Genomic DNA, 22,367 nt, shown 5'->3' with positions numbered 1-22,367 from the left:
CCCCATGCCAAGGCCTGCCCCGGGTCCACCCCAGCGGGATCATCCGTGGTCATACGTCACGGGGCCGGCCCGTGTAGATGGCGCGCGGGCGCAGCGGCGTGCCCCGGGCGTACTCCTCCAGGGCGTGCGCGAGCCAACCGGCCGTACGGGCGACAGCGAAGATCGCCTCTCCCGCTCCCCGTCCCATCCCGGTCACGGCGCCGAGCGTCGCGAGCGCGAAGTCGACGTTCACCCCGGGGAGCCCGCGGCCGCGCGCCTCCGCCAGCACCGTCTCGGCGACGGCGAGCCGCTCGTGGTCCGGCGCGGCGGCCCGGACCAGGTCGAGCAGGCATCCGGCGCGGCCGTCCCGGACCCGGTAGACACGATGCCCGAAGCCCGGGACGCCTTCGCCTCGGCGCAGGCGCTCGCCGATGACCCGCGCGGCCCGCTCGGGCGCGGGGATCTCGGCGAGGAACGCCTCCGCGCCGAGCGAGGCGCCACCGTGCAGGCCGCCTCCCGCCGCCCCGAGCCCGGCGGTCACGACGGCGTACGGGTCGGCGCGCACGGACGCGGCGATGCGGGCGGCGAGGGTGGACGAGGCCAGTTCGTGGTCGGCCAGCAGCACGAGGGCGGCGTTGAGCGCGCGCACCGTCGCGGGCCGTGGTTCCTGAGGAGTGAGACGCGTCCACAGGCGCGCCGCGATCGACGCCCCGCCCGGTGGATCGGCATCGCCACCGGCGGCGGGCAGCGACTCCACCATTCCGGCGATGAGCCGTCGCCCCAGGGCGACGACGGCGGGGGCGTCGAGGACGAGGCGCACCGGGTCGGCCGCGGCCAGAGCCGTCGTGATCACCTGCAGCCGGTCCAGCGGCAGGGTCTCTCCCGGCAGGCCGGACTGGGCCGCCCGCGCGACCGCGACCGCCTGCGGACTCGGCCGCCACGCGTCGCCGCCCGCCGACGAGGGCTCACCGGCCCACAGCCACTCGGCGACGGCCTCGAAGTCGTGCGAACCGGCGAGGTCAAGGGCGTCGCGCCCCCGGTAGTACGGGCGGTCGTCGCCCAGCGCGGTGACCCGCGACTCGATGACCAGCTCACTCGCGCCGGGCGGTCGCCGCGGCCGTCCTCTGCGGGCCAGTTCCTCGATCTCGGCCGGGTCGAAGAGGCTGCGCCGCCCGTCCGGCGAGCGCCGCCGCCTGAGCACGCCACGGCTGACATAGGCGTACAAGGTGGCCGGCTTGACCCCGAGCCGTTCCGCCGCCCGGGCCGCGTCGATCCACTCACCCGCCGTCTCCGTCACGACCGCCACCGTAGTTGACGAAGCATCAACATTGATCGGGTCCCGGCGCCGGTGGCCCGCCGAACGACCACGATGTCGGATTCTCGCGAGCGTCGGCCCCTGGGGATTGGTAGGAAGAAAGGGTGGACGTCGCGATCGGAACGCTGGAGACGCCGCTGGGGCGGCTGGCCTTCGCCTGCACCGCCGAAGGCCTGAGCGGGCTGTCCTTCCGGGACACGCCCCGCGAGCGGGCCCGGCTGAGGGCCGGACTCCCCCTGGTCGACGCCCCGGAGCGCACGGAGCCGGTGCGCGACCAGCTGGCCGCCTACTTCACGGACGAACTACGGGCCTTCGACCTGCCGATCGACTGGCGCCACACGTCCGGTGCCCAGCGCGAGGTCCTGGAGAAGCTGTACGCCGGCGTGCCTTACGGCGAGACGGTGACGTACGGAGGCCTGGCCGACCTCAGCGGCACGGGAGTGCCGGCACGGGCCATCGGCTCGATCATGGGATCCAACCCGATCCCGATCGTCGTGCCCTGCCACCGCGTGGTGGCCACCGACGGTCTCGGCGGCTACAGCGGCGGCTCCGGCGTCGAGGTCAAACGCTGGCTCCTCACGATGGAAGGCGCCATCCCCGCGACCCTCGACTGGGACCCGGACGCCGGGCCGCACTCATAGGACATGGAAAGCGATAACTCGATTACTCAGAGGTGAAGTTCGGTCGCCCCTTCCTGGTGACGGCCCGGCCGGTCAGTCCTGGCGCAGGGCGTCGTAGGTGACGCCGGTGCGCTGCTCGGAGACCTCCCAGAGGCGGCGGCCGAGTTCGGGATCGCCCGCCTTGCGCAGCGTCGGTACGCGGCGCGGGGCTCCTCGGCTCTGACCCGGCCCGCGTGGGCCGTAGCACTGCCCGCCGCGCACCTCCGTGGCGGTCGCCGCGTACAGCGTGGGCTGCGCGCCGCCGGTGTCGGACTGGGCGAAGAGCGTGTTGGCCACGCCATTGAGGACCTCGCCGATCCGGCTGCCGCTCATGCGGGGCCCGGCCTGTTGCAGGTTGGTCGCGGCGTACCCGGGGTGGGCGGCGGCGCTGATCAGCCGGCCGTTCGCCCGGCGGTCGAGCTCCTTGGCGAAGACGAGATTGGCGAGCTTGGACTGGCAGTAGGCCGTCCATTTCCCGTACCGGCGCTCGCCGTCGAGGTCGTCGAAGTCGAGGCGTCCGAGCCAGTGCATCATGCTCGTCACGGTGACGACCCGCGCGCCGGGGCGGTCGAGCAGGGCGGGCAGCAGCAGACCGGTGAGGGCGAAGTGCCCCAGGTGGTTGGTGCCGAACTGCAACTCGAACCCGTCGGGGGTGGTCCGCCGCGGCAGTGCCATCACCCCGGCGTTGTTGACGAGCAGGTCGAGCCCTGTCGTGCCGTGCTCCTCGGCGAAGGCCCGCACCGAGGCCAGGTCCGCCAGGTCGAGGGAGCCGAGGACGACGTCGCACTCGGGCACGGCCGTCCGGATCCGGTCCAGGGCGGCGCGACCGCGTTCGGCGCTCCGGCAGGCGAGGACCACGGTGGCGCCGTGCCGGGCCAGTTCGAGCGCGGTGCACAGGCCGATGCCGCTGTTGGCGCCGGTGACGACGGCTCGTCTCCCGGCGAGGTCGGGGATCTCATCGGTGGTCCACTTGGCCATGTCCGCCACCTCCACTGGCGGACCATACTAGAACGCGCTTCGGTTTCGGCGGACCGGAACGGCGTCCGTTTGACGAGGGCCGCCTCGGTCGATAATCGGATCATGCCGTCGCAGGTCATCGTCCCGCATCGGTCCGGTCCGCTCGTCGACGCGCCGGCGGCGGACGACCGCCGTGTACCGGCCGGAGAACCGGAGAAGGGGATCGGGGTCCCCGAGGTGGTGCTCGCCGCGGGCGGCGCCGCCCTGCTCGCCGTGGTCGTCCTCGCCCGCCTGCCCGCCTGGCTGACCGTCGTGGCGGTCGCCTGTCTGGCGCTCGGCCTGGCGCTGCCCGCGCAGGCGGCGGTGCTGCGCGGGGCGCGCCGTCGCGCTCTCCGGCGGCACACGAAGGCGCTTCACCGCGGTGTGCTGCTCGACGTGTCCCATCCTGCGGTTCGCCGTCTCGTCACCGCGTACGGGCGGCTGCGCCGCACCGCCGGACCCGGGATCGCGCTGGACGCCGGTCATCTCGCGCTGGTGGAGGTGGCCACCCTCCTGCACGGCCGCCCGCCGGGGACCGACGAGGTCGACTACGTCGCCCGCCGCGCGGAGGCGGTCTCCGCGCTGGCCGACCGGCTCGCGAACGGGCCGGTGCCGACCGTCGAGCTCGCCGGCCCGGACTCGGTCGCGCGGATCGAGGCGCTCCTGGCCTGACACGGCCGGTCCAGCGCCCGCCAGGCGCCGCCGCCCGTCCAGCGCTTCAGAGGCCACAGATCCGCCGGTCGGACGGCGCCCGTGCTCCGGAGAACTACCCGCCCGCCAGGCGGACGGCCTCCTCCGGTGTCTCGGCACGCCGGATCCCGGGCAGTGGCTCGCCGTGTTCGTCGAGCACCTGCCAGCCGCCGAGCTGCACGACGGGAACATCGCCGCGGCGCATGGCCAGGGCCAGCTCCGACAGCGTCCCCCACGAACCGCCGATGACGATGACGGCGTCGGCGGAGGCGACGAGGACGGCGTTGCGCGCCTCGCCCATGCCCGTGGCGATGGCCGCGCTCAGCCCCGGAGCGGCGCCCTCACGGTCGGCCCGGGACAGGACGCCGACCACCATGCCGCCGGCGGAGCGGGCGCCCTCGGCGACCGCCGCCATGACCCCGGAGTATCCGCCGCACAGCACGACCGCGCCGCGCGCGGCCAGCAGCCTGCCGACCTCATACGCCGCGTCGCGCTCCGCGTCGGTGCAGTCGCTGGGACCGCACACCGCCACCTGGATCAGGGCAGGTTGCTCTCGATCGCCCCGACGAGCTCGTCGGTGTCCGGCTCGGTGCGCGGGTCGAACCGAGCCACGACCGCGCCGTCCGGGCCGATCAGGAACTTCTCGAAGTTCCACCGGATGTCGCCGGTGTAGCCGGCGGCGTCCGGGACGCCGACCAGCTCGGCGTACAGCGGATGCCGGTCGTCGCCGTTGACGTCGACCTTCTCGGTGAGCGGGAAGTCGACGCCGTACGTCGTCGAGCAGAACTCGGCGATCTCCTCCGACGTGCCGGGCTCCTGGCCCGCGAACTGGTTGCACGGCACGCCCAGCACGGTGAAGCCGCGGTCGGCGTAGGTCTCCTGCAGCCGCTGCAGTCCCTCGTACTGCGGGGTGAGGCCGCACTTGGAGGCGACGTTCACGAGGAGCACGGTCCTGCCGCGGTACTGGCCGAGGTCGGCGGGCCCGCCCTGAAGGCGCTGGATGTCCACATCATAGATCGACACGATCGGAATCCTAGTCTGGGTCTATGGGCGAGATCCTGGTGGGCACCGCGTCGTGGACGGACAAGACGCTGCTCGAGACGGACTGGTACCCGCCGGAGGTCAAGACCGCCGAGGAGCGCCTGAAGTACTACGCGTCGCGATTTCCGCTGGTCGAGGTCGACTCGACGTACTACGCGCCGCCCGCCGAGCGGACCGTCGGCTACTGGCGCGACCGTACGCCGCCGGGCTTCACGTTCAACGTCAAGGCCTTCTCCCTGCTCACCCGGCACCCCACCCGGCCGGCCGCGCTGTACAAGGAGCTGCGGGAGCGGGTGCCGGACAAGAAGACCCTGTATCTGCGGGACGTCCCCGACGACGTCGCGGATGAGGTCTGGCAGCGGTTCCTCGAGTCGCTGTGGCCGTTGCAGGAGGCGGGCCGGCTGGGCGCCCTGCTGTTCCAGTTCCCGCAGTGGTTCCCGATCGGGCGGGCGAACAAGGAGTACATCCTGCAGGTCAAGCGACGGTGCGAGCCGATGCGCGTCTGCGTGGAGTTCCGGAACCACACCTGGATGAGCGAGGACAATCGCGAGGAGACCCTGGACTTCCTACTCAGGTACGACGTGCCGTACGTGAGCGTGGACATGCCGCAGGGGCATCCGAGTTCGATCCCGCCTGTACTGACCGCGACGTCCGGCCTGGCGGTCGTGCGGTTCCACGGCCACTCCGACAAGTGGACCAGCAAGAACATCTACGAGCGGTTCGGCTACCTGTACGGGGAGCGGGAGCTGAGGGAGTGGGCGCCCCGGCTACGGAGGCTCGCCGAGGACGCCGACACGACACACGTTCTGATGAACAACTGCTATCGGGACTACGCACAGCGCAACGCGGCCCGGTTGGCCGCGCTGCTCGCCCCGTCCGAGTGAGCGGACACTATTTGTTCGGCAGGTCACTGACGAAGGTCGACAGCGAGTTCGCCGCGCCACTGACGCCGGTCAGTGCCCCGTGCACGACGTTGGCCGCGTTGTGCGGACGGCTGATCAGGTAGAACGCCAGGAACGCCAGTCCCCCCCACTTCAGGGTCTTCTTCATCGCGAGTCACTCCCCGTATCGAATGAGATACATGGAGTAACTTCCCAGTTATGGGGGCGGACAGCAGGGACTCCCCGCAAAGCGGTGACCTGAAACGGCAAAAGTTTCCGAGGGGACTGCCGCGACGGGAGGTGAACCGGGAGCCCGGGGCCGCTACGGCCCGGGCTCCCGGCGCGCTCAGCGGGTGCCGAAGCTCCTCGGCACCGGCTGGTCCTCGCGCAGGTCGCGGAAGAGCGTCCCGGCGCGCTGGGTGTCCCAGGTGATGTACTCCCCGACGCCGGGCGCCGAGCCGGTGCCGCCGACGGGGACCGTCGTGGTCAGGCCGTCGCCGCTGGTGATGCCGCGCATCGCCCAGGCGAAGTCCACCAGGTTGTACAGGTGGTCGTCCTGGTCGACCGCGAAGTTGTCGGTGGAGCGCAGCGCGAACGGGATGATCCGGAAGGGGTTCAGCAGCACGCCGGGGCTGGTGGCCTTGTGCACCAGCGCGGCGAGGAACTTGCGCTGGTTCTCGACCCGCTGCAGGTCGGCGCGGGCGAAGGCGCGGCTGCGGACGAAGCCGAGGGCCTGGCCGCCCTTGAGCGTCTGGCAGCCCGGCTTGAGGTCGATGCCCGCCTTGTGGTCCTTCATCTCCTCGGGGATGCACATCTTCACGCCGCCGACCGCGTCGGTCATGCCGACGAACCCGGCGAAGCCGATCTCCGCGTAGTGGTCAATGTGGATCTTCGTCGCCTGCTCGACGGTGCGGACGAGCAGCTTCGGGCCGCCGAAGGCGAACGCGGCGTTCAGCTTGTTCGACCCGTGGCCGGGGATCGGCACGTACGAGTCGCGGGGCAGGCTCACCAGCGTCTGGCCGTGGTCGCCGATGTGCAGCAGCATCATCGTGTCGGTCCGGCGACCCGCGGCCTTGCCGGTCTTGAACTCGCTGCGCTGCGACGACGACAGGCCCTCGCGGCTGTCGGAGCCGACGATCAGCCAGTTCGTGCCCGGAGTGTCCCCCGGCCGCCCGGCGTAGTCCTCGAAGACGTCGATGCGGTGCAGCCGCGAGTCGAGGTAGAAGTAGCCGCCCACGAGCAGCAGGAGGAGGACGAGGAAGGCGATCAGCAGGCGCCGCCCCCAGCGGGCCCGCCGCCGCGGCGGCACCACGTCTTGGTCGTACGATCCCGGCGCGTCGGCGTACGGTGGCGCGCCGACCCGTCCGTGCTCCGGCCGATTACTCATGGTCACCCACCGTAGAGGGAAGAAACCACTACTCGCGTCACCTTCCCGGATGATTCACCCAATCCGGATCATCATTCTTCGGAGTGCGGTTCAACCTTTGCGCGTCCTCATCGTGTCGGAGGTGGTGTGAACGCGGAAGCCGAAGAGCAGTTCCGGGAGTTCGTCACCGCACGGTGGCACGCCCTCCTGCGGACGGCGTACCTGCTGACGGGCGACCACGGGCAGGCCGAGGACCTGGTGCAGACGGCACTGGTCCGGGCGCATCGCCACTGGACGCGCATCCGGCGGTCGGACGCCCCCGAGGTCTACGTGCGGCGGATCCTGGTCAACCTCAACAACAGCCGATGGCGGCGCAAGAGGGTCGCCGAGCAGGTGACGGACGTCCTGCCGGAGCCTCCCTCTGCCGATCCACACGCCGCCTACGACGTACGGGACGAGCTGTGGTCGGCGGTCCTGACCCTGCCGCCGCGGATGCGCTCCATCCTCGTCCTGCGCTACTTCGAGGACCTGCCGGAGGCGGAGGTGGCCCGCGTCCTGGACTGCTCGCTCGGCACCGTGAAGAGCCAGACCTCGCGCGGCCTGGACCGGCTGCGCGTCGCGTTGAAACGCGAACCCGAGACCGCGCGGAGGGACCGATGAGCCCGAACCTGGAAGACGAACTGCGGGCGACCTTCTCGGCCCGGGCCGAGAGCGTCCCCACCGCCCCCGACCCCTACCCGGCCACCGCGCGCCGCATCGCCCGCGCCCGCCGGCGCCGCCGGGCCTCCGTCGCCGGGGCACTGGCGGTCACCGCGGTCCTGGCGGTCGGCGTGCCCGCCGGGCTGCACGGCCTGGCCGTCCGCGACGGGTCGCTCTCGGCACGGCACGGCGGCGCGCTGAGCTGGCCGCTACGCGGCTCGCTCGCCCACGATCGGGCGTTCCTGGGGGCCTTGCGCGAGGAGGCGCTGCGCCGCGACCACTCAGGCGATATGGCGTACGTCCTCTACGCACACGACGACGGACGGCACCGTGTCGCCGTGGTCGTCACCGTTCGCGGACGGTCGGCGCGGGGTTCCGTGTGGCTCGGCGCCTCGGGTGACGGACCACGCGCCATGAAGGACAACAGCCTCTTCGGGGACGACAGCCTGCCCCTCGATCCCGAGCCGATCGTCTGGTTCGCCGGCGGCACCGGCCCGCTTCTGGTCCTCGGCCCGCCGACGATGACCGATGTCAAGGTGTCGCCGGCCATCGCCCACCGCGAAGACGGCACCCCGTATCGCGAGGTGCGCACGGTCCGGGCCGACCAGGGCGCTGTGCTGACCGACGTCCCCGGGGCACGGCTGGGACAGCTCAGCGTCAAGTTCCGCATCGGCGCCCGGTACAGCGAGGCGCAGGACGTGCCCTACACCCTGTCGCGGAACAACTCCCCCGCTTACTGGCCCGCCGTCGGCAAGGCCGTCGCCCAGGCGGCCGGGCACGTCGACGCCGAGCAGGCCCGCGGGCTCCTGGACGGCACGGCCGGCTACTTCGGGCTGACCGGCGACCAGCTGACCTACCGTTTCTGGTGGGGGGACCGGCTGCCCGGCGGCGTCGACGCCCTCGTCGCGACCATCCGTGTCCCCTCCGAACCCGAGATCCGGGTCATCCAGGACACCTACCGTTTCAAGGACGGCACCACCGACCAGGAGAGGTACGCGGTGCGGGTGCGCGACGCCGCCGACGCTCAGCGCCCGATCGGCTGGACCCCGGCCGTCGACAAGCCCTTGCCGGAGGACCAGAAGCCAACGCTCGGCGCGGTGTACGTCCCGAACGGCGCAGGGGTCCGCGTGGAGCTGTGGAACCACGGGACGATGATGATGGCCGCGCGGGCGGGGGCCACCGGCCTGGCGACGTTCTCGCCCCGGCTTTCCACGGAGGAGCTGCACGGCTGCGAGTACCACGTGGTCGACGGCGCGGGCAAGATCGTGGCCCGCGGCGGCTTCGGCCAGCCGGACCTGGACTTCACACTCGGCCGGAATGTTCCCTGGTGACCGGTCCTGGGTGCCCGGCGGCCTCGCCCACGGAGGAGTAGGGGTGTCCGTTCCGGGACGGCGGGACTGCCCGTCCGTTCCGGGACGGCACCCTCGCCGGCCCAGAGCGGGGGCCTTCGCCCGATCGGACCTCGCAGGCGGTCCGCAGACCGGCCGATCCCCGACGCTGAGCAGCGGGCGTGCTCACCGTCCTGCGGGATGGCGGACCTGACCGGGACCGGCCCGGTCCGCCGGATCCGGCGGACCGGCGGCCGGGGCGGCGGCGGGTCATGGTCGAATAGGGGCATGGTGGAAGAGCTGGAGACGCTGTCGTCCAAGGAGCTGCACGACCGGGCCATCGAGCGCGCGGTGCGCCATCTCGACGTCGGGTTCCTGTGGCGGCTGCTGAGGGCGATCCCCGCGGCCGAGGCGGTCGCGGGTCACCCGGACCAGGCGGAGGCCGACGTCTCCCATCTGTCGTCGATGCTCAACGAGCTGGTCCACGCGGGTGGCGGTGACGTCGCCGACGCCCTGCGTCCCCTCTACATCGACTACCTGAGCCGCACCGATTCCTGAGGCGATCCCGTCCCGCGCCTCAAGCGATCCCGTCTTGCGCCTTGGAGCCCGCGCGGACTCTTAGGCGATCCCGTCCCGCCTCTCAGGCGATCCGTCCTGCGCCGATCCGGCGCCTGACGGCTGCCTTGACCGAATCCGGACAAGGCCGCTGCGCATGATCGTCTGTCCGATTAGCGTCCCTGAGGACCTTGGGTGCGCGATCACGGCGGAGCGGCCTCGGCATCCGGCGCTCTGACGTCGCGCGTCCGCGACGCCGATTCGGGCAGGCGGCCTGCTCGGGATGGGAGCGCCCATGACGGGCATCGGACGGCGAGAGCTCTTGGCGGGTGCGGCCGGCGCCGCGGCGGTCGCGGGGGCGGGGATCGGCGTGGCGGCTCCGGCCGAGGGCGCCACCGCGTCCCGTGCGCCCGGAACGGAGCCGACGGGCCGTGCGGTACGGCTGCGGGAGGGCACGGACCTGGCCGCCCAGGTGTCGCCCGACGGACGGCTCATCGCGATCGACCTCGTCGGCGTGCTGTGGACCCTGCCGGCGTCCGGCGGGCCCGCGCGCCGGCTGACCAGCGACCTGTTCGACATCGCGCAGCCCGAGTGGTCGCCGGACGGGCGGCGGCTCACCTTCCATTCCTACCGCGAGGGCGTCTTCGACCTCTGGGTGATGGACGCCGACGGATCGAACCCCCACCGGCTGACCGAGGGGCCGTACGACCACCGGGAGCCGCGGTTCTCCCCCGACGGCGCCCGGATCGCCTTCTCCTCGGACCTGTCCGGGAGCTACGGCATCCACGTGCTGCGGCTCGACACGGGGGCCGTCGGCCCGGTGACCGACTCGGCGGAGGAGGAGTACGAGCCGGCCTGGTCGCCGGACGGCACCCGCATCGCGTTCGTCGTCGCGAACACCCGCATCGACGTCGTCGAGGTGGCGACCGGCGCGCGCAGTACGGCCGTGACGGTGCCGACGGGCCAGGTGATCCACGGCCCGGCCTGGACGCCCGACGGCAAGGACGTCGTCTACACCCTCGTCGCGGACGGCCGCAGCGAGCTGTGGCGGTCGGGCCGGGCGCTGGTGACCGGCGAGGAGGTCTTCCCGTTCCGGGTGTCGTGGCCGTCGGCGAAGGAGTTCGTCTACACGGCGGACGGCCGGATCCGCCGCCGGTCGCTCGACGGCGGGCGGCCGCGCGACATCGGCTTCACGGCGCCGGTCACGGTCGTCGCCCCGTCGTACCGCAGGCGCCGGCGCGACTTCGACTCCACGACGGCGAAGCCCGCCGTGGGCATCGGCAGCCCGGTGCTGTCGCCCGACGGCGGGCAGGTCGCGTTCCGGGCGCTCAACGACATCTACACGATGCGGATCGGGCAGGCGCCGCGGCCGCTCACCCGCGACCACTGGTGGAAGTGCGACCCCGCCTGGTCCCCCGACGGCCGCTACCTGTCCTACTCGACGGACCGCGGCGGCAAGCTCGACATCTGGATCCGGGACCTGCACACCGGGCAGGACCGCCGGCTCACGAACCTGCCGGGCGCGGCGGCGGTCTCCGGAACGTGGTCCCGCGACGGATCGCACCTGGCGTTCCTCGACCAGACCGGGGCGCTCTACACCGTCGCGGTGGCGTCCGGGGACGTCCAGCGCGTCTACGCGGCGACGTTCGAGCCCGGCCGCCCGACCTGGTCCGCCGACGGGAACGTCATCGCCCTGGCGGCGATCAAGCCGTACTCGGCGCGGTACCGCGAGGGCCTGAGCAAGATCCTCCTCGTCGACCGCCGTACCGGGGCCGGCACCTACGTCGACCCGCTGCCCGGGCGCTCGATCCAGACGCGCGGCGACGACGGGCCGGTGTGGTCTCCCGACGGCACCAAGATGGCGTTCGTCGTGGCCAGCGTGCTGTGGGTGGTCGACGTCCACCCCGACGGCACGCCGTCGGGCGCGCCCCGGCAGGTGACCGACGAGGTCACCGACGCCGTCAGCTGGAGCGGCGACTCCTCCGAGCTGCTGTTCCTGAACAACGGCCGCCTGCGCGTCGTGTCCGCCGACGGCCGCCGCACCCGTACGGTCCCGGCACCGCTGACCTGGACGAACACGCAGTCACGGGGCCGCACGGTCGTACGCGCGGGGCGGATGTGGGACGGCACCGCGCGGCAGCTGCGCCACGACGTGGACATCGTGGTCGAGGGCCACCGCATCGTCGCCGTCGAGCCACGCGGGCACGGCCACGGCGACCGGATCCTCGACGCCGGGGACTCCGTGGTCGTCCCCGGGCTGGTCGACATGCACAACCACCGGGAGATGCAGGGCTACGCCTACGGCGACCGCCAGGGCCGGCTCTGGCTCTCGCTGGGCGTCACGACGACCCGTTCGCCGGGCAGTCCGGCGTACCACATGGTCGAGGCGCGCGAGTCGTTCCAGTCCGGCGCTCGCGTCGCGCCCCGGTACTTCGCCACCGGGGAGGCGGTCGACGGGCCGCGCATCTTCTACAACTTCATGCGCCCGACCTTCGACGCCCGCCAGCTCGAACTCGAACTCGAACGCGCGGGCGCGCTCGACTACGACCTCATGAAGGCGTACGTACGGCTGCCCACCGAATGGCAGCGGACGGTGATCGAGTGGGCGCACCGGCACGGCGTGCCCGCCACCTCGCACTACCACTACCCGGCCTTCGCCTTCGGCGGCGACGGCATGGAGCACATCGGCGCCACGAACCGGTTCGGCTACTCACGGACGGTGACCGCGCTCGGCACCGGATACGCCGACGTCATCGACATCTTCAACGCCTCCGGCGCGGCCCGTACGCCGACGCTGTTCCTGGCCGCGTCGCTCTTCCGGGACGACACCTCGCTCGTCACCGACCGGCGGGTGACGACGCTCTACCCGGCGTGGGAGTACGCCGCCCTGCAGACGGCGGTGACGACGGCCAAGACCACCGACCAGACCGTCAACCTGCAGAACCTCGCCCGCCAGGTCGCGCAGGTCGCCGCCATGATCCGGGGTGGCGGACGGGTCATCACCGGCACGGACTCCCCCATCGCCACCACGGCCGTCAGTACCCACATGAACCTCCGGGCCATGGTGAAGTACGGCCTCACCCCGTACGAGGCGCTGACCACCGCGACGCGGGTGGCCGGCGAGGTCCTCGGGGAACCCCTCGGGCAGATCAAGCCGGGGATGTACGCCGACCTCGCCTTCCTGGGCGGCGACCCCCTGACGGACATCGCGCGGGCCGCCGACGTCCGGCAGGTCATGGTCAACGGGGAGGCGCACACCGTGGACGAACTGCTCGCCCCGTTCGTCGCCGCCCAGCGAGCCGCCGCGACGGCCGCGCCCGTCGGGCGGATGCTGCCGCCCGTCCCGGAGCATCCCTCCAACCGGCGGTACTGGTGGCACGACCCGCACTATCTGGAGGAGAGCAAGCGGTCCTGCTGCGAGGACTCCTAAGAGCCCGCGCGGAATGGGCGCCGGATCAGGGAGCGGCGTCCTGGCGAGTGCCTCGCAAGGCGGAGGAGGGAGTCGGCCCGGGTTTGGCCGTCGACTCCTCCCGGGGTCCCCGCGAAAACGCGCCGCCCGGCGGAGCCGTCCCGGCGCGTTTTCGTGGGGTGGGGGCGACAACGCCGCGAGGTGCCGCCAGGGCGCCGCGAGCCAGGCAGTCCATTCCGCGCGGGCTCTGAGTCAGCGGCAGGGCCCGGCCCGCAGGCCGGACCCTGCCGTCAAGCCCGGCCCGGGCAGTGCCCGAGACGGTCGTCGCGGTCGGCGGACAGGCCCTACGCCGGGACCTCGGTCACAGGTAGTGGCCGAGGCGCTCGTCGCGGTCGGCGGGGGCGTCGCTCTCCGGGAGGTCCTCCAGGCGGAGCAGCCGGATCTCGTCGCGGTCCGTGACCTCCTGGCCGGTGATGCGCTGCGCCTGCAGGGCGATCGCCCGGTCGAGGAGGTTGCGCATGAGCCGGGCGTTGCCGAACGACTCTCCGCGGGCCGCCGCGCGCAGCCGACGGCGTACGGCGTCGAGCACGCCCTCGGCGACCTGGAAGCCCGCGTCGGCCGCCATCACCTCGAAGATGGCGACGAGCTCGTCGTCGGTGTAGTCGGGGAACCGCAGGACGGTCGGGAACCGTGAGGCCAGGCCCGGGTTGAACTCCAGGAACCGCAGCATCGGCCCTTCGTACCCGGCGACGATGACGACGAGGTCGGCGCGGTGCTCCTCCATCAGCTTGAGCAGCTCGGCGATCGCCTCGTGGCCGTAGTCGCGGCCCGAGTCGGCGGGCGTCAGGGCGTACGCCTCGTCGATGAACAGCACGCCGCCAAGGGCCCGCTCCACCGCCGCGCGGACCTTCGGCGCGGTCTGCCCGACGTACTCGCCGACGAGGTCGGGGCGGGACACCTCGACCAGATGCCCGGACGACAGGAGTCCCAGCTTGGCGTACACGGCGGCGAGGAGGCGGGCCATCGTGGTCTTGGCCGTTCCGGGATTGCCGGTGAAGACCATGTGCCGGGTGGGCGAGGCGATGGGGATGCCGGCGTCGCGGCGGAGCTGCTCGGCCTTGGCCTCCGCGACGAGCAGGCGCACCTCCTGCTTGACGGCGTCCAGGCCGATGAGCCGTTCGATCTCGGCGAGCGGGTCGCCGGGCAGGTCGATGTGGCCGCCGGCGGCCAGCGTGCCGGGGATGTCCTCGGCGAAGATCTCGTCGAGGGACTCGTCGTCGGTGAGCACCCCGTCGTCGAGGACGCGCCGCGACTGCATGGCGACGGCGCGGTCCAGCAGGTTGATCATCAGGCGGGCGTTCCCGGCGGCGCGGTCGCGGGCCCCGGCGTGGACGAGGTCGCGGACCTTGTCGAGCACGCCCTCACGCAGCGCGAAGCCCGCGTCGGTGGCCTTCGCCTGGAAGATCTCGATGAGCTCGTCCTCGGTGAGGTCGGGGAACCGCAGCTGCTTGGGGAAGAACGCCGCCAGCTCCGAGTCGCTCTTGAGCAGGCCGTTCATCGCGCCGTCGGGGCCGCACAGGACGACGATGAGGTCGTCCGGGTGGGACTGCACGCACGCGAGGAGGACGTCGATCGCCTCGCGGTTGCGCGGTGACTCGCCCGGCATGAGGTTGTGCGCGTCGTTGATGGCCAGCACGCCGCCGTGCGCGCGCTCGACCGCGCGGCGGACGCGGGGGCCGCTCTCGCTGACGTACTCGCCGACGAGGTCGGAGCGGTCGACCTCGACGAGGTGTCCCGAGGACAGCACGCCGAGGTCGGCGTAGATCCGGCCGAGGATCCGCGCCACCTTGGACTTGCCGGTGCCGGAGTTGCCGGTGAAGACCAGGTGCCGTGGCCGGCCGGCGACCGGCATGCCCGCCTCGCGGCGCATCCGGGCCGCCTCCGCCTCGGCGACGAGCAGGCGCACCTCGTTCTTCACCGACTTCAGGCCGACGCACGCGTCGAGCTCGGCCATCGGGTCGGCGTCGGCAGCGCCGCCGGGGATGACCCGCTGCGGCAGGTCCGCGACGGCGACCTCCGTCTCCCCGCGTGCGGTGACCGCGGCCACGCACTGCTCGGCGAGGTACTCCACGAGGCGCGCGCCGCGGAGGTTCAGCAGCGGCGGGGTGCGGGAGAGCAGGAGCCCGGCGGTGGCCGCCGTCTCCCGGGCGGCGGTCAGGCCGCGCCGGGCGACGGCGCGCCGGAACAGCTCCGTGTAGTCGTCCTCGCCGAACTCACGCGTGCGGGCGACCCGGAAGTGCTGGTGCAGCGCCGGGTTGGCGTCGAAGATCCGCCCGTCGCCGCCCGTACGGCACGCCGCGACGACGTGCAGCTTCTGGTGGCGTTCGAGGACGCGGCGCAGCTCCTCGGCGAACGCGGCACCGCAGTGCTCCAGGGCGAGGATGCGGTCCAGTCCCTCGATGACGAGCAGCCGTCCCTCGAGGCACTCGCGGACGCGGGCGAGGAGGTAGAGGATCGTGTCGCTGACGTGGAGGTTGGCGAACACCTGGTCGGAGACCCAGACGGCCTCGCGGACGTCCCCGCGCTCGGTGAGGGTCTGCTCGATCAGGCGGACGGCCGTGCCCTTCCCCGTCGCCTCCGGCCCGCTGAGCAGGACGCGGACCGGCCGCGGGGACGTGCCGGTGCGCAGGACGTCGGCGAGCGCGGTGACCAGCTCGGGCTGGCCGACGAGGTCGGCGCCGGCCTCCTCCGTCACCTGGGCGGCGCGTGCCTCCTCCGCGGGCGGCGTGCCGGCGAACGCGGCGGTGAGCGGGTTGACGATCGTACGGGCGCGGAACAGGCGGCGCAGGTCCGTCTGGAACCCGCGGACCGGCAGCCGGCTCTTGGGGCTCACCGCGCTGTCGGGCAGCCCCTGCGCGCACCCGGTGATCCGCAGTGCCATGTCCAGCCAGGCGCGGCAGGCGTCCGCCTCTCCCGCGACGACGCCACGGGCCAGCCAGGAACGCACCTCCGCCTGCCACGACTCGGCGCGGAAGCCCTCGCGCAGCTGCTGGAACCGCTCCTGCACGCTCTCGTAGCGCTCGATCCCGACGGCGAAGGCGAGGTCGGCGGGCGCGGCGGCCGCGTCGGCCTGCAGCAGCAGCCGGGCCAGCGCGGTGACGAGGGGATCCCCGCCGGGAGCCGCCGCGAGCAGGCGCTCATGCGCGGCGATCCAGCCCGAGCACGCCCACGCGAGGTACGCCGTGGGGCCCGCCAGCTCGGGCAGCACGGACAGGGCGTCGTCCGACAGGTCGGACGCCCACACCCGCTCCAGGTCGCCGTGCGGCGTCGTCAGGTCGCGGGCCCGCAGCTCCGGGTCCTCCGCGTGCCGGTCGAAGATCGCGATCAGGGCCCGGCCGCGCTCCTCCAGCGGCGTGATGCCGGCGAACACGTCGAGGGACTCGCGGGCGAGGGCGAACATCGTCTCCCGCAGCTCGACGTCGTCGCCGGCGTTCTCCACCAGCCACAGGCCGGGCGGCCGCAACCGGCCGCCCTGGCTGAACCAGGCGATCGGATCGCGCACCGGCGGCTCGGGCTTGGCCAGGAACTGCGCCAGCAGCTCGTAGTCGACGTCGCCGCGCGAACCCGCGCGGATCGCCGACGCGCCGAGCAGGAAGGTCAGCAGCGACCACAGCTCCGCACCCGCCGCGGAGGTGTTCTGGGCGTAGAAGTCGCTGAGCCCGCCGGTCAGCGCTCTGGCGCGCTCGTCGGCGTCGAACGCGCGGGCGCGCTCGCGGACCTCGTCGTACAACCCGTCGGGCACACGCCAGGGGCCGTGCGCGTACACGTCGAGGACCGGCTCATCGGTCAGCAGCAGTTCGAGGTGTTCCGGTAGGCGTGGGGGGCTCACGACGTAGACCTTACGACCCGCCGGAGGGGGGTCGCAGCCATCGACAGGCCCTGCCGGGTCGGCGTTCTCCCCCGAAACGGCTCCTGCCAGGTCGATGTCACCGGCGGGCGCCGCCGGGCGGCCCCTGCCGTGTCGACGTTCTCCGGGCCGGGCGGACGGGCCGGGTCAACGCTTCCAACCGGGCTCGGACGAACGCGCCCGGTCAGTACTTCCAGCCGGGCTCCGGCGGACGGGCCGGGTCAGCGTTTCCAGCCGGGGCGGCCCGGGCCCGGGTCGCGGTGCTCGGCCGCGATGCGCAGCGGACCGGCCGGGTGCTTGGGCTGCTCCGGGTCCTGCTCGGCGGGCAACGGCAGGGTGAAGCCGATCTCCGCGGGCCGGCGCTCGAGCGCCTCGAGGTCCTCGACCGGGACCAGCGCCGCGAGCGGCCTGCCGTGCCGGGTCAGGACGATCCGCTCGCCGGTGTACCCGACACGGTTGACGAGCTCCGCGAGTTCGGCCCGGGCCTGCGTCACTGGGACCTCTCGTGTCATACAGCGATTCTATCATTCTGTACGTTCTTGCTATTCTGTACAGAATTCGCCGGGGCGTGGGCGGAAGCGCGCCGGTACGTGGACACGGCCACGCGTGGCGGACACGCGTGGCAACGAGGAGGCGCAGATGGACTTTCCGACTCTCGAACCGCGCGCCCGGGTCACCGAGCTGCCCAAGGACCTCCACTCCGAGCAGCTCTTCCAGCGGTTGCTCGGGCAGCGCATCGTCTTCATCGGCTCGGAGATCGACGACGACCTGGCCAACCGCGTGTGCTCCCAGCTCCTGCTCCTCGCGGCCGAGGACGCGGAGCGCGACATCAAGATCCTCATCAACTCGCCGGGCGGGTCGATGGACGCGATGTTCGCCATGTACGACGTGATGAAGTACCTGCCGAACGACGTCTCGACGGTCGCCCTCGGCATGGCCGCCTCGGCCGGGCAGTTCCTGCTCACCGCGGGCGCCCGCGGCAAGCGCTACGCCCTGCGCAATACGCGGATCATGATGCACCAGCCGTCCGGCGGTATCCGGGGCACGGCCTCGGACGTCCGCATCCAGGCCGAGCAGAGCGTGCACATGAAGCACCGGTTCCTGCAGCTCATCGCAGAGCACACCGGGCGGCCGTACGAGCAGATCGAGCACGACGCCGACCGCGACCGCTACTTCAGCCCCGAGGAGGCCCGCGACTACGGCCTCATCGACCACGTCGTCACCAGCGCGCTCGAGGCCGGAGGTGTCGCCCCGTGAACAGCCCCATCACCGGCCCCGTGACCGGCCCCTTGATCAGCCCCATGACCGGGCGGTACGTCCTACCGTCCTACGTCGAGCGCACCTCGTACGGGATGAAGGAGAGCAACCCGTACAACAAGCTGTTCGAGGAGCGGATCGTCTTCGTCGGCGCGCCCATCGACGACACCCTCGCCAACGACGTCATCGCGCAGCTGATCGCCCTGGAGGGCATGGACCCGGACCGGGTCATCAGCCTCTACATCAACTCCCCCGGCGGCTCCCTCACCGCCATGACGGCGATCTACGACACGATGCAGTTCATCAAGCCGGAGATCGAGACGACCTGCATCGGGCAGGCCGCCTCGGCCGCCGCCGTACTGCTGGCCGCCGGGGCCACCGGCAAGCGCGCCGCCCTGCCCCACGCGCGCATCCTCATCCACCAGCCGAGCACCGAGGGCGGCTACGGCCAGACCAGCGACATGGAGATCCAGGCCCGGGAGATCATCCGGCTGCGCGAGCAGATGGAGGCCATCCTGGCCCGGCACTCCGGCCGCCCGGTCGAGCAGGTCCGCGCCGACATCGAGCGGGACCGCTACCTCACCGCGGAGGAGGCCCGGGAGTACGGCCTGATCGACGAGATCATCACCAGCCGCAAGCCCGGTTGACCCGCCCGCCGCCGAGCCCTCCCCGATCCGGCGGGGAGGGCGAGGAGGCCACGGGGGCGTTCGGCCCGTCCGCGCGGGAAAGCCGCGCGGGCGTCCGGCTCGTCCGTCCGAGGAGGCCTCGGGGGCGCGCCCGGCGCCCACTACCTACGTACGCCGGACAGGTACGCATGCGGGTAGATCAGGCCTAACCGGGGGCCTGCTCGCGGAGGCACTATCCAATCATCGGTGTGATCCAGATCGATGGTGGTGTTCGAAGTGATCTCCAGCAGGACTCAGGCGGCCCCCGCGGGCGTCACCGGCTCGAGCCGGCCGGCAGTGGCCCTGGCGGGCGCCCTGCGCCTCGGCTTCCGGCCGATCGCCGACCGCCTGCCGGAGCGTTACGCCCTGTCCCTGCTGCGCGCCGCGCTCGACACCGGCGCCCGCCTGCTGCGCCCCGATCCGACCGTGACCATCGTCGAGCTGGACGACCTCGCGGACGAATCGGTCGATCTGCTTCCCGGCGAATGGGTCCTTCCGGCCGAACCCGGGGACGGCGCCATCCTGTACCTGCACGGCGGAGGGTTCGCCTCCGGCTCGCCGAGCACCCACCGCGCGATCACCGGCCGGCTCGCGGCCGACACCGGACTGCCCGTCCTGGTGCCCGAGTACCGCCTCGCCCCCGAGCACCCGTTCCCCGCCGCCTTCGAGGACGGCCTCGACGCGTACCGGTGGCTGCTCGACCAGGGCATTCCGTCCTCCAAGATCGTCGTCGTGGGCGACTCCTCCGGTGGCCACCTGGCAGCGGCCGTCGTCGGCGAGGCGTGCCGCCTCGGCCTGCCGTCCCCGGCCGGCGTCGTGCTGTTCTCGCCGTGGGTGGACCTCACCTGTGAGCTGTCGGCGCTGGGCGACCGGGAATGCCGGGACCCCTTCATCAGCCCCGAACTGGCCCAGCACTTCGGCCGGCTCTACGTCGGCGACGAGGACTGGTCGGACCCGCGCCTGTCCCTGCTCGACCTCGCCGGTCTCGACCTGCCGCCGTTCCTCGTCCAGGTCGGCGGCGTCGAGGCGCTGCGCGCCGACTCCGAACGGCTGGCCGAGGCCCTCACCGAGGCCGGCACGTCCTGCGATCTTCAGGTCTGGCCCGGCCAGATGCACGTCTTCCAGTTCTTCAACCGGATCCTCCCCGAGGCCGGGTCGGCGATGGCCGAGGCCGCCAGGTTCGTGCGCTCCCGCGTCGACGCCGCCGACGAGGCCCTGGAAGAGCTCGCCGAAGCCGTCGACGAGATCTTCGAAGAGGCCCTGGACGAGGCGGCCTGACGACGCAGGCGCGAACCGGACACCCCCTGGGTCAGGCGGGCAGATCCTTCCTCGTCCGCAGCGGTGAGAAGAAGATCGGCACCCACACTGTGGCGAAGAGCGCCGCACCGGCCCACAGCGCCGCCCGTATGCCGACGAACTCCCCCAGCAGGCCGGCCAGGGCCGCCCCGAGCGCCAGCGCGCCGGTCAGCACGAACCGCATGGTGGCGTTCATCCGGCCCAGCAGCCGGTCCGGCGTGACGGCCTGCCGGAAGCTCACCTTGATCACGTTGTCGATGCCGACCTTGAAGGTCGTGACCAGCCACGCCCCGGTCGACGAGCGCGATGAGGACCCCGAACGGCGCGATGGCCAGACCCATCAGCCACAGCACCCGGCCGGGCCCGAAACGGCGGGCGAGCGGGCGGGCGGACAAGGAGCCGAGCAGGACGCCGACGCCGCTCAGCGCGAAGAACAGGCCGATGGCGCCGCCCGGCAGGCCGAGGCGGACGAACTCGACGGGCAGCATGGTCTGGCAGAGCTGGATCGCGAGGTTGGTGCAGGCCCCCGCGAGGGCGACGGACCGCAGCACCGGGTGGCCGGCCACGAAGCGGACGCCCTCGCGAATCTCCTGCCGCAGCGCCGTGGGGCCCGCGTGGCCGGGTCGCGGCTCGGGCCGCCGGATGCGCAGTAGGCACACCGCCGACCACACGTACGTGGCCGCGTCGACCCCGATCGCGACCGGCGCGGAGACCAGGGCGACCAGGAAGCGGTCAGCTCCTACCGAACCGGCCGATACGTCCTCTACACCCGTACCTCCGCGGGCGAGACCCTCCTCGCCGCAGCCCGCTCGCCAGAATGACCACCGTGATCGCCGGCGCCCGTACTGAGCCCGGGGCGTCAGTCGCGGAGGCGGACTCTGCAGGCGAGGTGGAGGGCGAAGGCGGTGTCCGGGTCGGACAGGTCGGCGCCGAGCCTTTCGGTGATCTTCTTGATCCGGTAGTTGACCGCGTTGGGGTGCAGCCGGAGCCGGGCAGCGGCCGCCTTGAGCGAGCCGCGCGCGTCGAGGTAGGCGCCCAGCGTCGCAATCGCCTCTGCGGCCCGAGCGGGGCCGAGCGCGTCGACCGGGCCGAGCAGGTCGTCGATCACCCGGCGGCTGAGCGGTGAGCCGGCGATGCCGGCGAGGACACGGTTGATCCCGGTGGCGTCGAACGCGTGGACCCGTTCCGGGGAGCGGGCCGCGATCGCCGCCGCGGCACGGGCCTCCATGGCCGACTGGCGCAGTCCGTCGATGCCACGCTGAGAGGTGCCGATGCCGAAGCTCGCGGTGAGGCCGGGATGCTCGTCGGCCACGGCGGCCCGCATGGAGTCGATCATCTGCCGGCAGCGCAGCTCGCGGATCTCGGTCCTGGCGGTGCCGACCAGCAGGATGTCGGCGGCGAGCCGGGCGAGGTTCCACGACTCACCAGTCGGATGCCGGGTCTGGTGCGCGTGGAGCGTGAGGGTGTCGAAGAGGCGGCGCCGCTCCGCCAGCTCGGCCGGGTCCGTACCGGCCGGCCTGCCCGGCGTGATCCAGATGACCGTGTGCACGTCGTCGACGGCCAGGCCGAGCAGCCGGGCCCGGTCGGCGAGCAGTCCGGCCTGGGCGCGTTCGGCGACGATGAGCTCGGTGAGGATGTCCGAGCGGGTCTGCCCCGGCGCGGTCGCGCGTTCGAGGGCGCTCTCCTTGATCCGGCCGATCGCGGCGGCGACGGCGGGCAGGACGAGGCGCACCGCGTCGTCGGCCGGGCCGGTCACGGCGCCGTGCCGCCGTCCCGCCACCCGGATCGGCTCGCCGCCCTCCGGCCCGGACGCGTCGTCGGTCATCGTGAGCGTGCGGCCGAGGACGTCACCGACCCGGTCCAGGAGATCCACCGGCGATTCACCGGCCACCGGCTCGCGGAGCACGTCGAGCGCGGCCCGCGCCCGGGCGAGGGAGTCCGCGGCGTCGCCCCTGATCACCTGCCCGAGGTAGAGCACGATCTCGGCGACGTCGCGGTCCTCGTCCGCCGACAGGACCGCGAGGTTCGCCCGGGCGGCCAGGCGGGTCGCGGTGACGGGCAGCGGGCCGCCGCCGATGAGGACCAGCGCGTGCACGCGGCGTTCGGCCGCGGTGCGGATCGCGATGTCCGTCTGATAGCCGTCGGCGTACGAGGAGGCGCGGCCGGTGACGACCACGAGAGCGCCCGTCGGGGCTCGCCGGACCCCGTCCAGACTCTCGACGGCGGTGACGAACGTGAGCGGGGCGGCGTCCGGCGGTCCGGCCAGCAGCGTGAACGGAATGCGGGACCCGGACCGCAGAAGATCCGCGACGTACGGCATGCCG

Annotated in this window: 21 protein-coding genes; 11 read left to right on the top strand and 10 right to left on the bottom strand. The window is 72.7% G+C overall.

Annotated elements, in window-relative coordinates:
* Positions 1-49: 49 nt before the first annotated feature.
* Positions 50-1,276: a citrate/2-methylcitrate synthase gene (locus ABEA24_RS24120; protein ID WP_345433274.1), complete on the bottom strand. Its 1,227-nt coding sequence runs from the start codon at positions 1,274-1,276 to the stop codon at positions 50-52.
* 122 nt (positions 1,277-1,398) lie between these two features.
* Between ABEA24_RS24120 and ABEA24_RS24115 the strand changes: the two genes are divergently transcribed.
* Complete coding sequence (locus tag ABEA24_RS24115) at positions 1,399-1,935, top strand: methylated-DNA--[protein]-cysteine S-methyltransferase (RefSeq protein WP_345433273.1); 537 nt, start codon at positions 1,399-1,401, stop codon at positions 1,933-1,935.
* A 72-nt stretch (positions 1,936-2,007) separates the two neighbouring features.
* Here ABEA24_RS24115 and ABEA24_RS24110 read toward each other — a convergent pair whose 3' ends face one another.
* On the bottom strand, positions 2,008-2,946 hold the full coding sequence (locus ABEA24_RS24110) for an oxidoreductase (protein ID WP_345433272.1): 939 nt from the start codon (positions 2,944-2,946) through the stop codon (positions 2,008-2,010).
* Positions 2,947-3,033: 87 nt separating this feature from the next.
* Here ABEA24_RS24110 and ABEA24_RS24105 point away from each other — a divergent pair, with 87 nt between their 5' ends.
* Positions 3,034-3,621, top strand: coding sequence for a hypothetical protein (locus ABEA24_RS24105; protein ID WP_345433271.1), 588 nt, complete (start codon positions 3,034-3,036; stop codon positions 3,619-3,621).
* Between the two features lie 94 nt (positions 3,622-3,715).
* Here the strand turns inward: ABEA24_RS24105 and ABEA24_RS24100 are convergent, their stop codons facing one another.
* Both ABEA24_RS24100 and ABEA24_RS24095 read right to left on the bottom strand, forming a co-directional pair.
* Positions 3,716-4,165, bottom strand: a complete 450-nt coding sequence (locus tag ABEA24_RS24100; protein ID WP_345433270.1) for a TIGR00725 family protein — start codon at positions 4,163-4,165, stop codon at positions 3,716-3,718.
* Positions 4,166-4,176: 11 nt separating this feature from the next.
* On the bottom strand, positions 4,177-4,662 hold the full coding sequence (locus tag ABEA24_RS24095; protein WP_345433269.1) for a glutathione peroxidase: 486 nt from the start codon (positions 4,660-4,662) through the stop codon (positions 4,177-4,179).
* A gap of 23 nt (positions 4,663-4,685) precedes the next feature.
* Between ABEA24_RS24095 and ABEA24_RS24090 the strand changes: the two genes are divergently transcribed.
* Complete coding sequence (locus ABEA24_RS24090; RefSeq protein WP_345433268.1) at positions 4,686-5,564, top strand: DUF72 domain-containing protein; 879 nt, start codon at positions 4,686-4,688, stop codon at positions 5,562-5,564.
* Positions 5,565-5,571: 7 nt separating this feature from the next.
* Here the strand turns inward: ABEA24_RS24090 and ABEA24_RS24085 are convergent, their stop codons facing one another.
* Together ABEA24_RS24085 and ABEA24_RS24080 are read right to left on the bottom strand one after the other, a co-directional pair.
* The gene (locus ABEA24_RS24085; RefSeq protein ID WP_345433267.1) at positions 5,572-5,730 is read right to left on the bottom strand and encodes a hypothetical protein; all 159 of its coding nucleotides are present in this window, start codon (positions 5,728-5,730) and stop codon (positions 5,572-5,574) included.
* A 177-nt stretch (positions 5,731-5,907) separates the two neighbouring features.
* Entirely contained in the window at positions 5,908-6,948 is a 1,041-nt protein-coding gene (locus tag ABEA24_RS24080; RefSeq protein WP_345433266.1) for an LCP family protein, read from the bottom strand.
* Between the two features lie 126 nt (positions 6,949-7,074).
* Between ABEA24_RS24080 and ABEA24_RS24075 the strand changes: the two genes are divergently transcribed.
* From ABEA24_RS24075 to ABEA24_RS24060, 4 genes are all read left to right on the top strand, one after another.
* Positions 7,075-7,587, top strand: coding sequence for a SigE family RNA polymerase sigma factor (locus ABEA24_RS24075; RefSeq protein ID WP_345433265.1), 513 nt, complete (start codon positions 7,075-7,077; stop codon positions 7,585-7,587).
* The gene (locus ABEA24_RS24070) at positions 7,584-8,957 is read left to right on the top strand and encodes a hypothetical protein (RefSeq protein ID WP_345433264.1); all 1,374 of its coding nucleotides are present in this window, start codon (positions 7,584-7,586) and stop codon (positions 8,955-8,957) included. The genes ABEA24_RS24075 and ABEA24_RS24070 overlap by 4 nt, the downstream gene beginning before the upstream one ends.
* Before the next feature lie 198 nt (positions 8,958-9,155).
* On the top strand, positions 9,156-9,512 hold the full coding sequence (locus ABEA24_RS24065) for an MCP four helix bundle domain-containing protein (RefSeq protein ID WP_345433263.1): 357 nt from the start codon (positions 9,156-9,158) through the stop codon (positions 9,510-9,512).
* Between the two features lie 292 nt (positions 9,513-9,804).
* Positions 9,805-12,939 carry an amidohydrolase family protein gene (locus ABEA24_RS24060; protein ID WP_345433262.1) on the top strand — a complete coding sequence of 1,045 codons (3,135 nt, stop codon included), beginning with the start codon at positions 9,805-9,807 and terminating at the stop codon, positions 12,937-12,939.
* Between the two features lie 340 nt (positions 12,940-13,279).
* On the opposite strand, the gene ABEA24_RS24055 is transcribed toward ABEA24_RS24060, so the two are convergent.
* Together ABEA24_RS24055 and ABEA24_RS24050 are read right to left on the bottom strand one after the other, a co-directional pair.
* The gene (locus tag ABEA24_RS24055; RefSeq protein ID WP_345433261.1) at positions 13,280-16,807 is read right to left on the bottom strand and encodes an AAA family ATPase; all 3,528 of its coding nucleotides are present in this window, start codon (positions 16,805-16,807) and stop codon (positions 13,280-13,282) included.
* Between the two features lie 239 nt (positions 16,808-17,046).
* Entirely contained in the window at positions 17,047-17,337 is a 291-nt protein-coding gene (locus tag ABEA24_RS24050; protein ID WP_345433260.1) for a type II toxin-antitoxin system Phd/YefM family antitoxin, read from the bottom strand.
* Between the two features lie 127 nt (positions 17,338-17,464).
* On the opposite strand from ABEA24_RS24050, the gene ABEA24_RS24045 reads away from it, so the two are divergent.
* From ABEA24_RS24045 to ABEA24_RS24035, 3 genes are all read left to right on the top strand, one after another.
* Positions 17,465-18,082: a ClpP family protease gene (locus ABEA24_RS24045; RefSeq protein ID WP_345433259.1), complete on the top strand. Its 618-nt coding sequence runs from the start codon at positions 17,465-17,467 to the stop codon at positions 18,080-18,082.
* A gap of 44 nt (positions 18,083-18,126) precedes the next feature.
* Positions 18,127-18,729 carry an ATP-dependent Clp protease proteolytic subunit gene (locus ABEA24_RS24040; protein WP_345433340.1) on the top strand — a complete coding sequence of 201 codons (603 nt, stop codon included), beginning with the start codon at positions 18,127-18,129 and terminating at the stop codon, positions 18,727-18,729.
* A 240-nt stretch (positions 18,730-18,969) separates the two neighbouring features.
* On the top strand, positions 18,970-20,025 hold the full coding sequence (locus ABEA24_RS24035) for an alpha/beta hydrolase (protein WP_345433258.1): 1,056 nt from the start codon (positions 18,970-18,972) through the stop codon (positions 20,023-20,025).
* A gap of 31 nt (positions 20,026-20,056) precedes the next feature.
* Here the strand turns inward: ABEA24_RS24035 and ABEA24_RS24030 are convergent, their stop codons facing one another.
* Positions 20,057-20,284 (bottom strand): hypothetical protein, encoded by a 228-nt coding sequence (locus ABEA24_RS24030; protein WP_345433257.1) that lies wholly within the window; start codon positions 20,282-20,284, stop codon positions 20,057-20,059.
* A 1-nt stretch (position 20,285) separates the two neighbouring features.
* Here ABEA24_RS24030 and ABEA24_RS24025 point away from each other — a divergent pair, with 1 nt between their 5' ends.
* Positions 20,286-20,696 (top strand): hypothetical protein, encoded by a 411-nt coding sequence (locus tag ABEA24_RS24025; RefSeq protein ID WP_345433256.1) that lies wholly within the window; start codon positions 20,286-20,288, stop codon positions 20,694-20,696.
* Positions 20,697-20,902: 206 nt separating this feature from the next.
* Here ABEA24_RS24025 and ABEA24_RS24020 read toward each other — a convergent pair whose 3' ends face one another.
* A complete protein-coding gene (locus ABEA24_RS24020) occupies positions 20,903-22,363 on the bottom strand; it encodes a PucR family transcriptional regulator (protein WP_345433255.1) in 1,461 nt (486 codons plus the stop codon).
* Positions 22,364-22,367: the final 4 nt, after the last annotated feature.

It is taken from the genome of Actinoallomurus vinaceus, from assembly GCF_039542055.1.
GTDB lineage: Bacteria > Actinomycetota > Actinomycetes > Streptosporangiales > Streptosporangiaceae > Actinoallomurus > Actinoallomurus vinaceus.
This window is presented reverse-complemented; position numbering and strand designations above follow the sequence as displayed.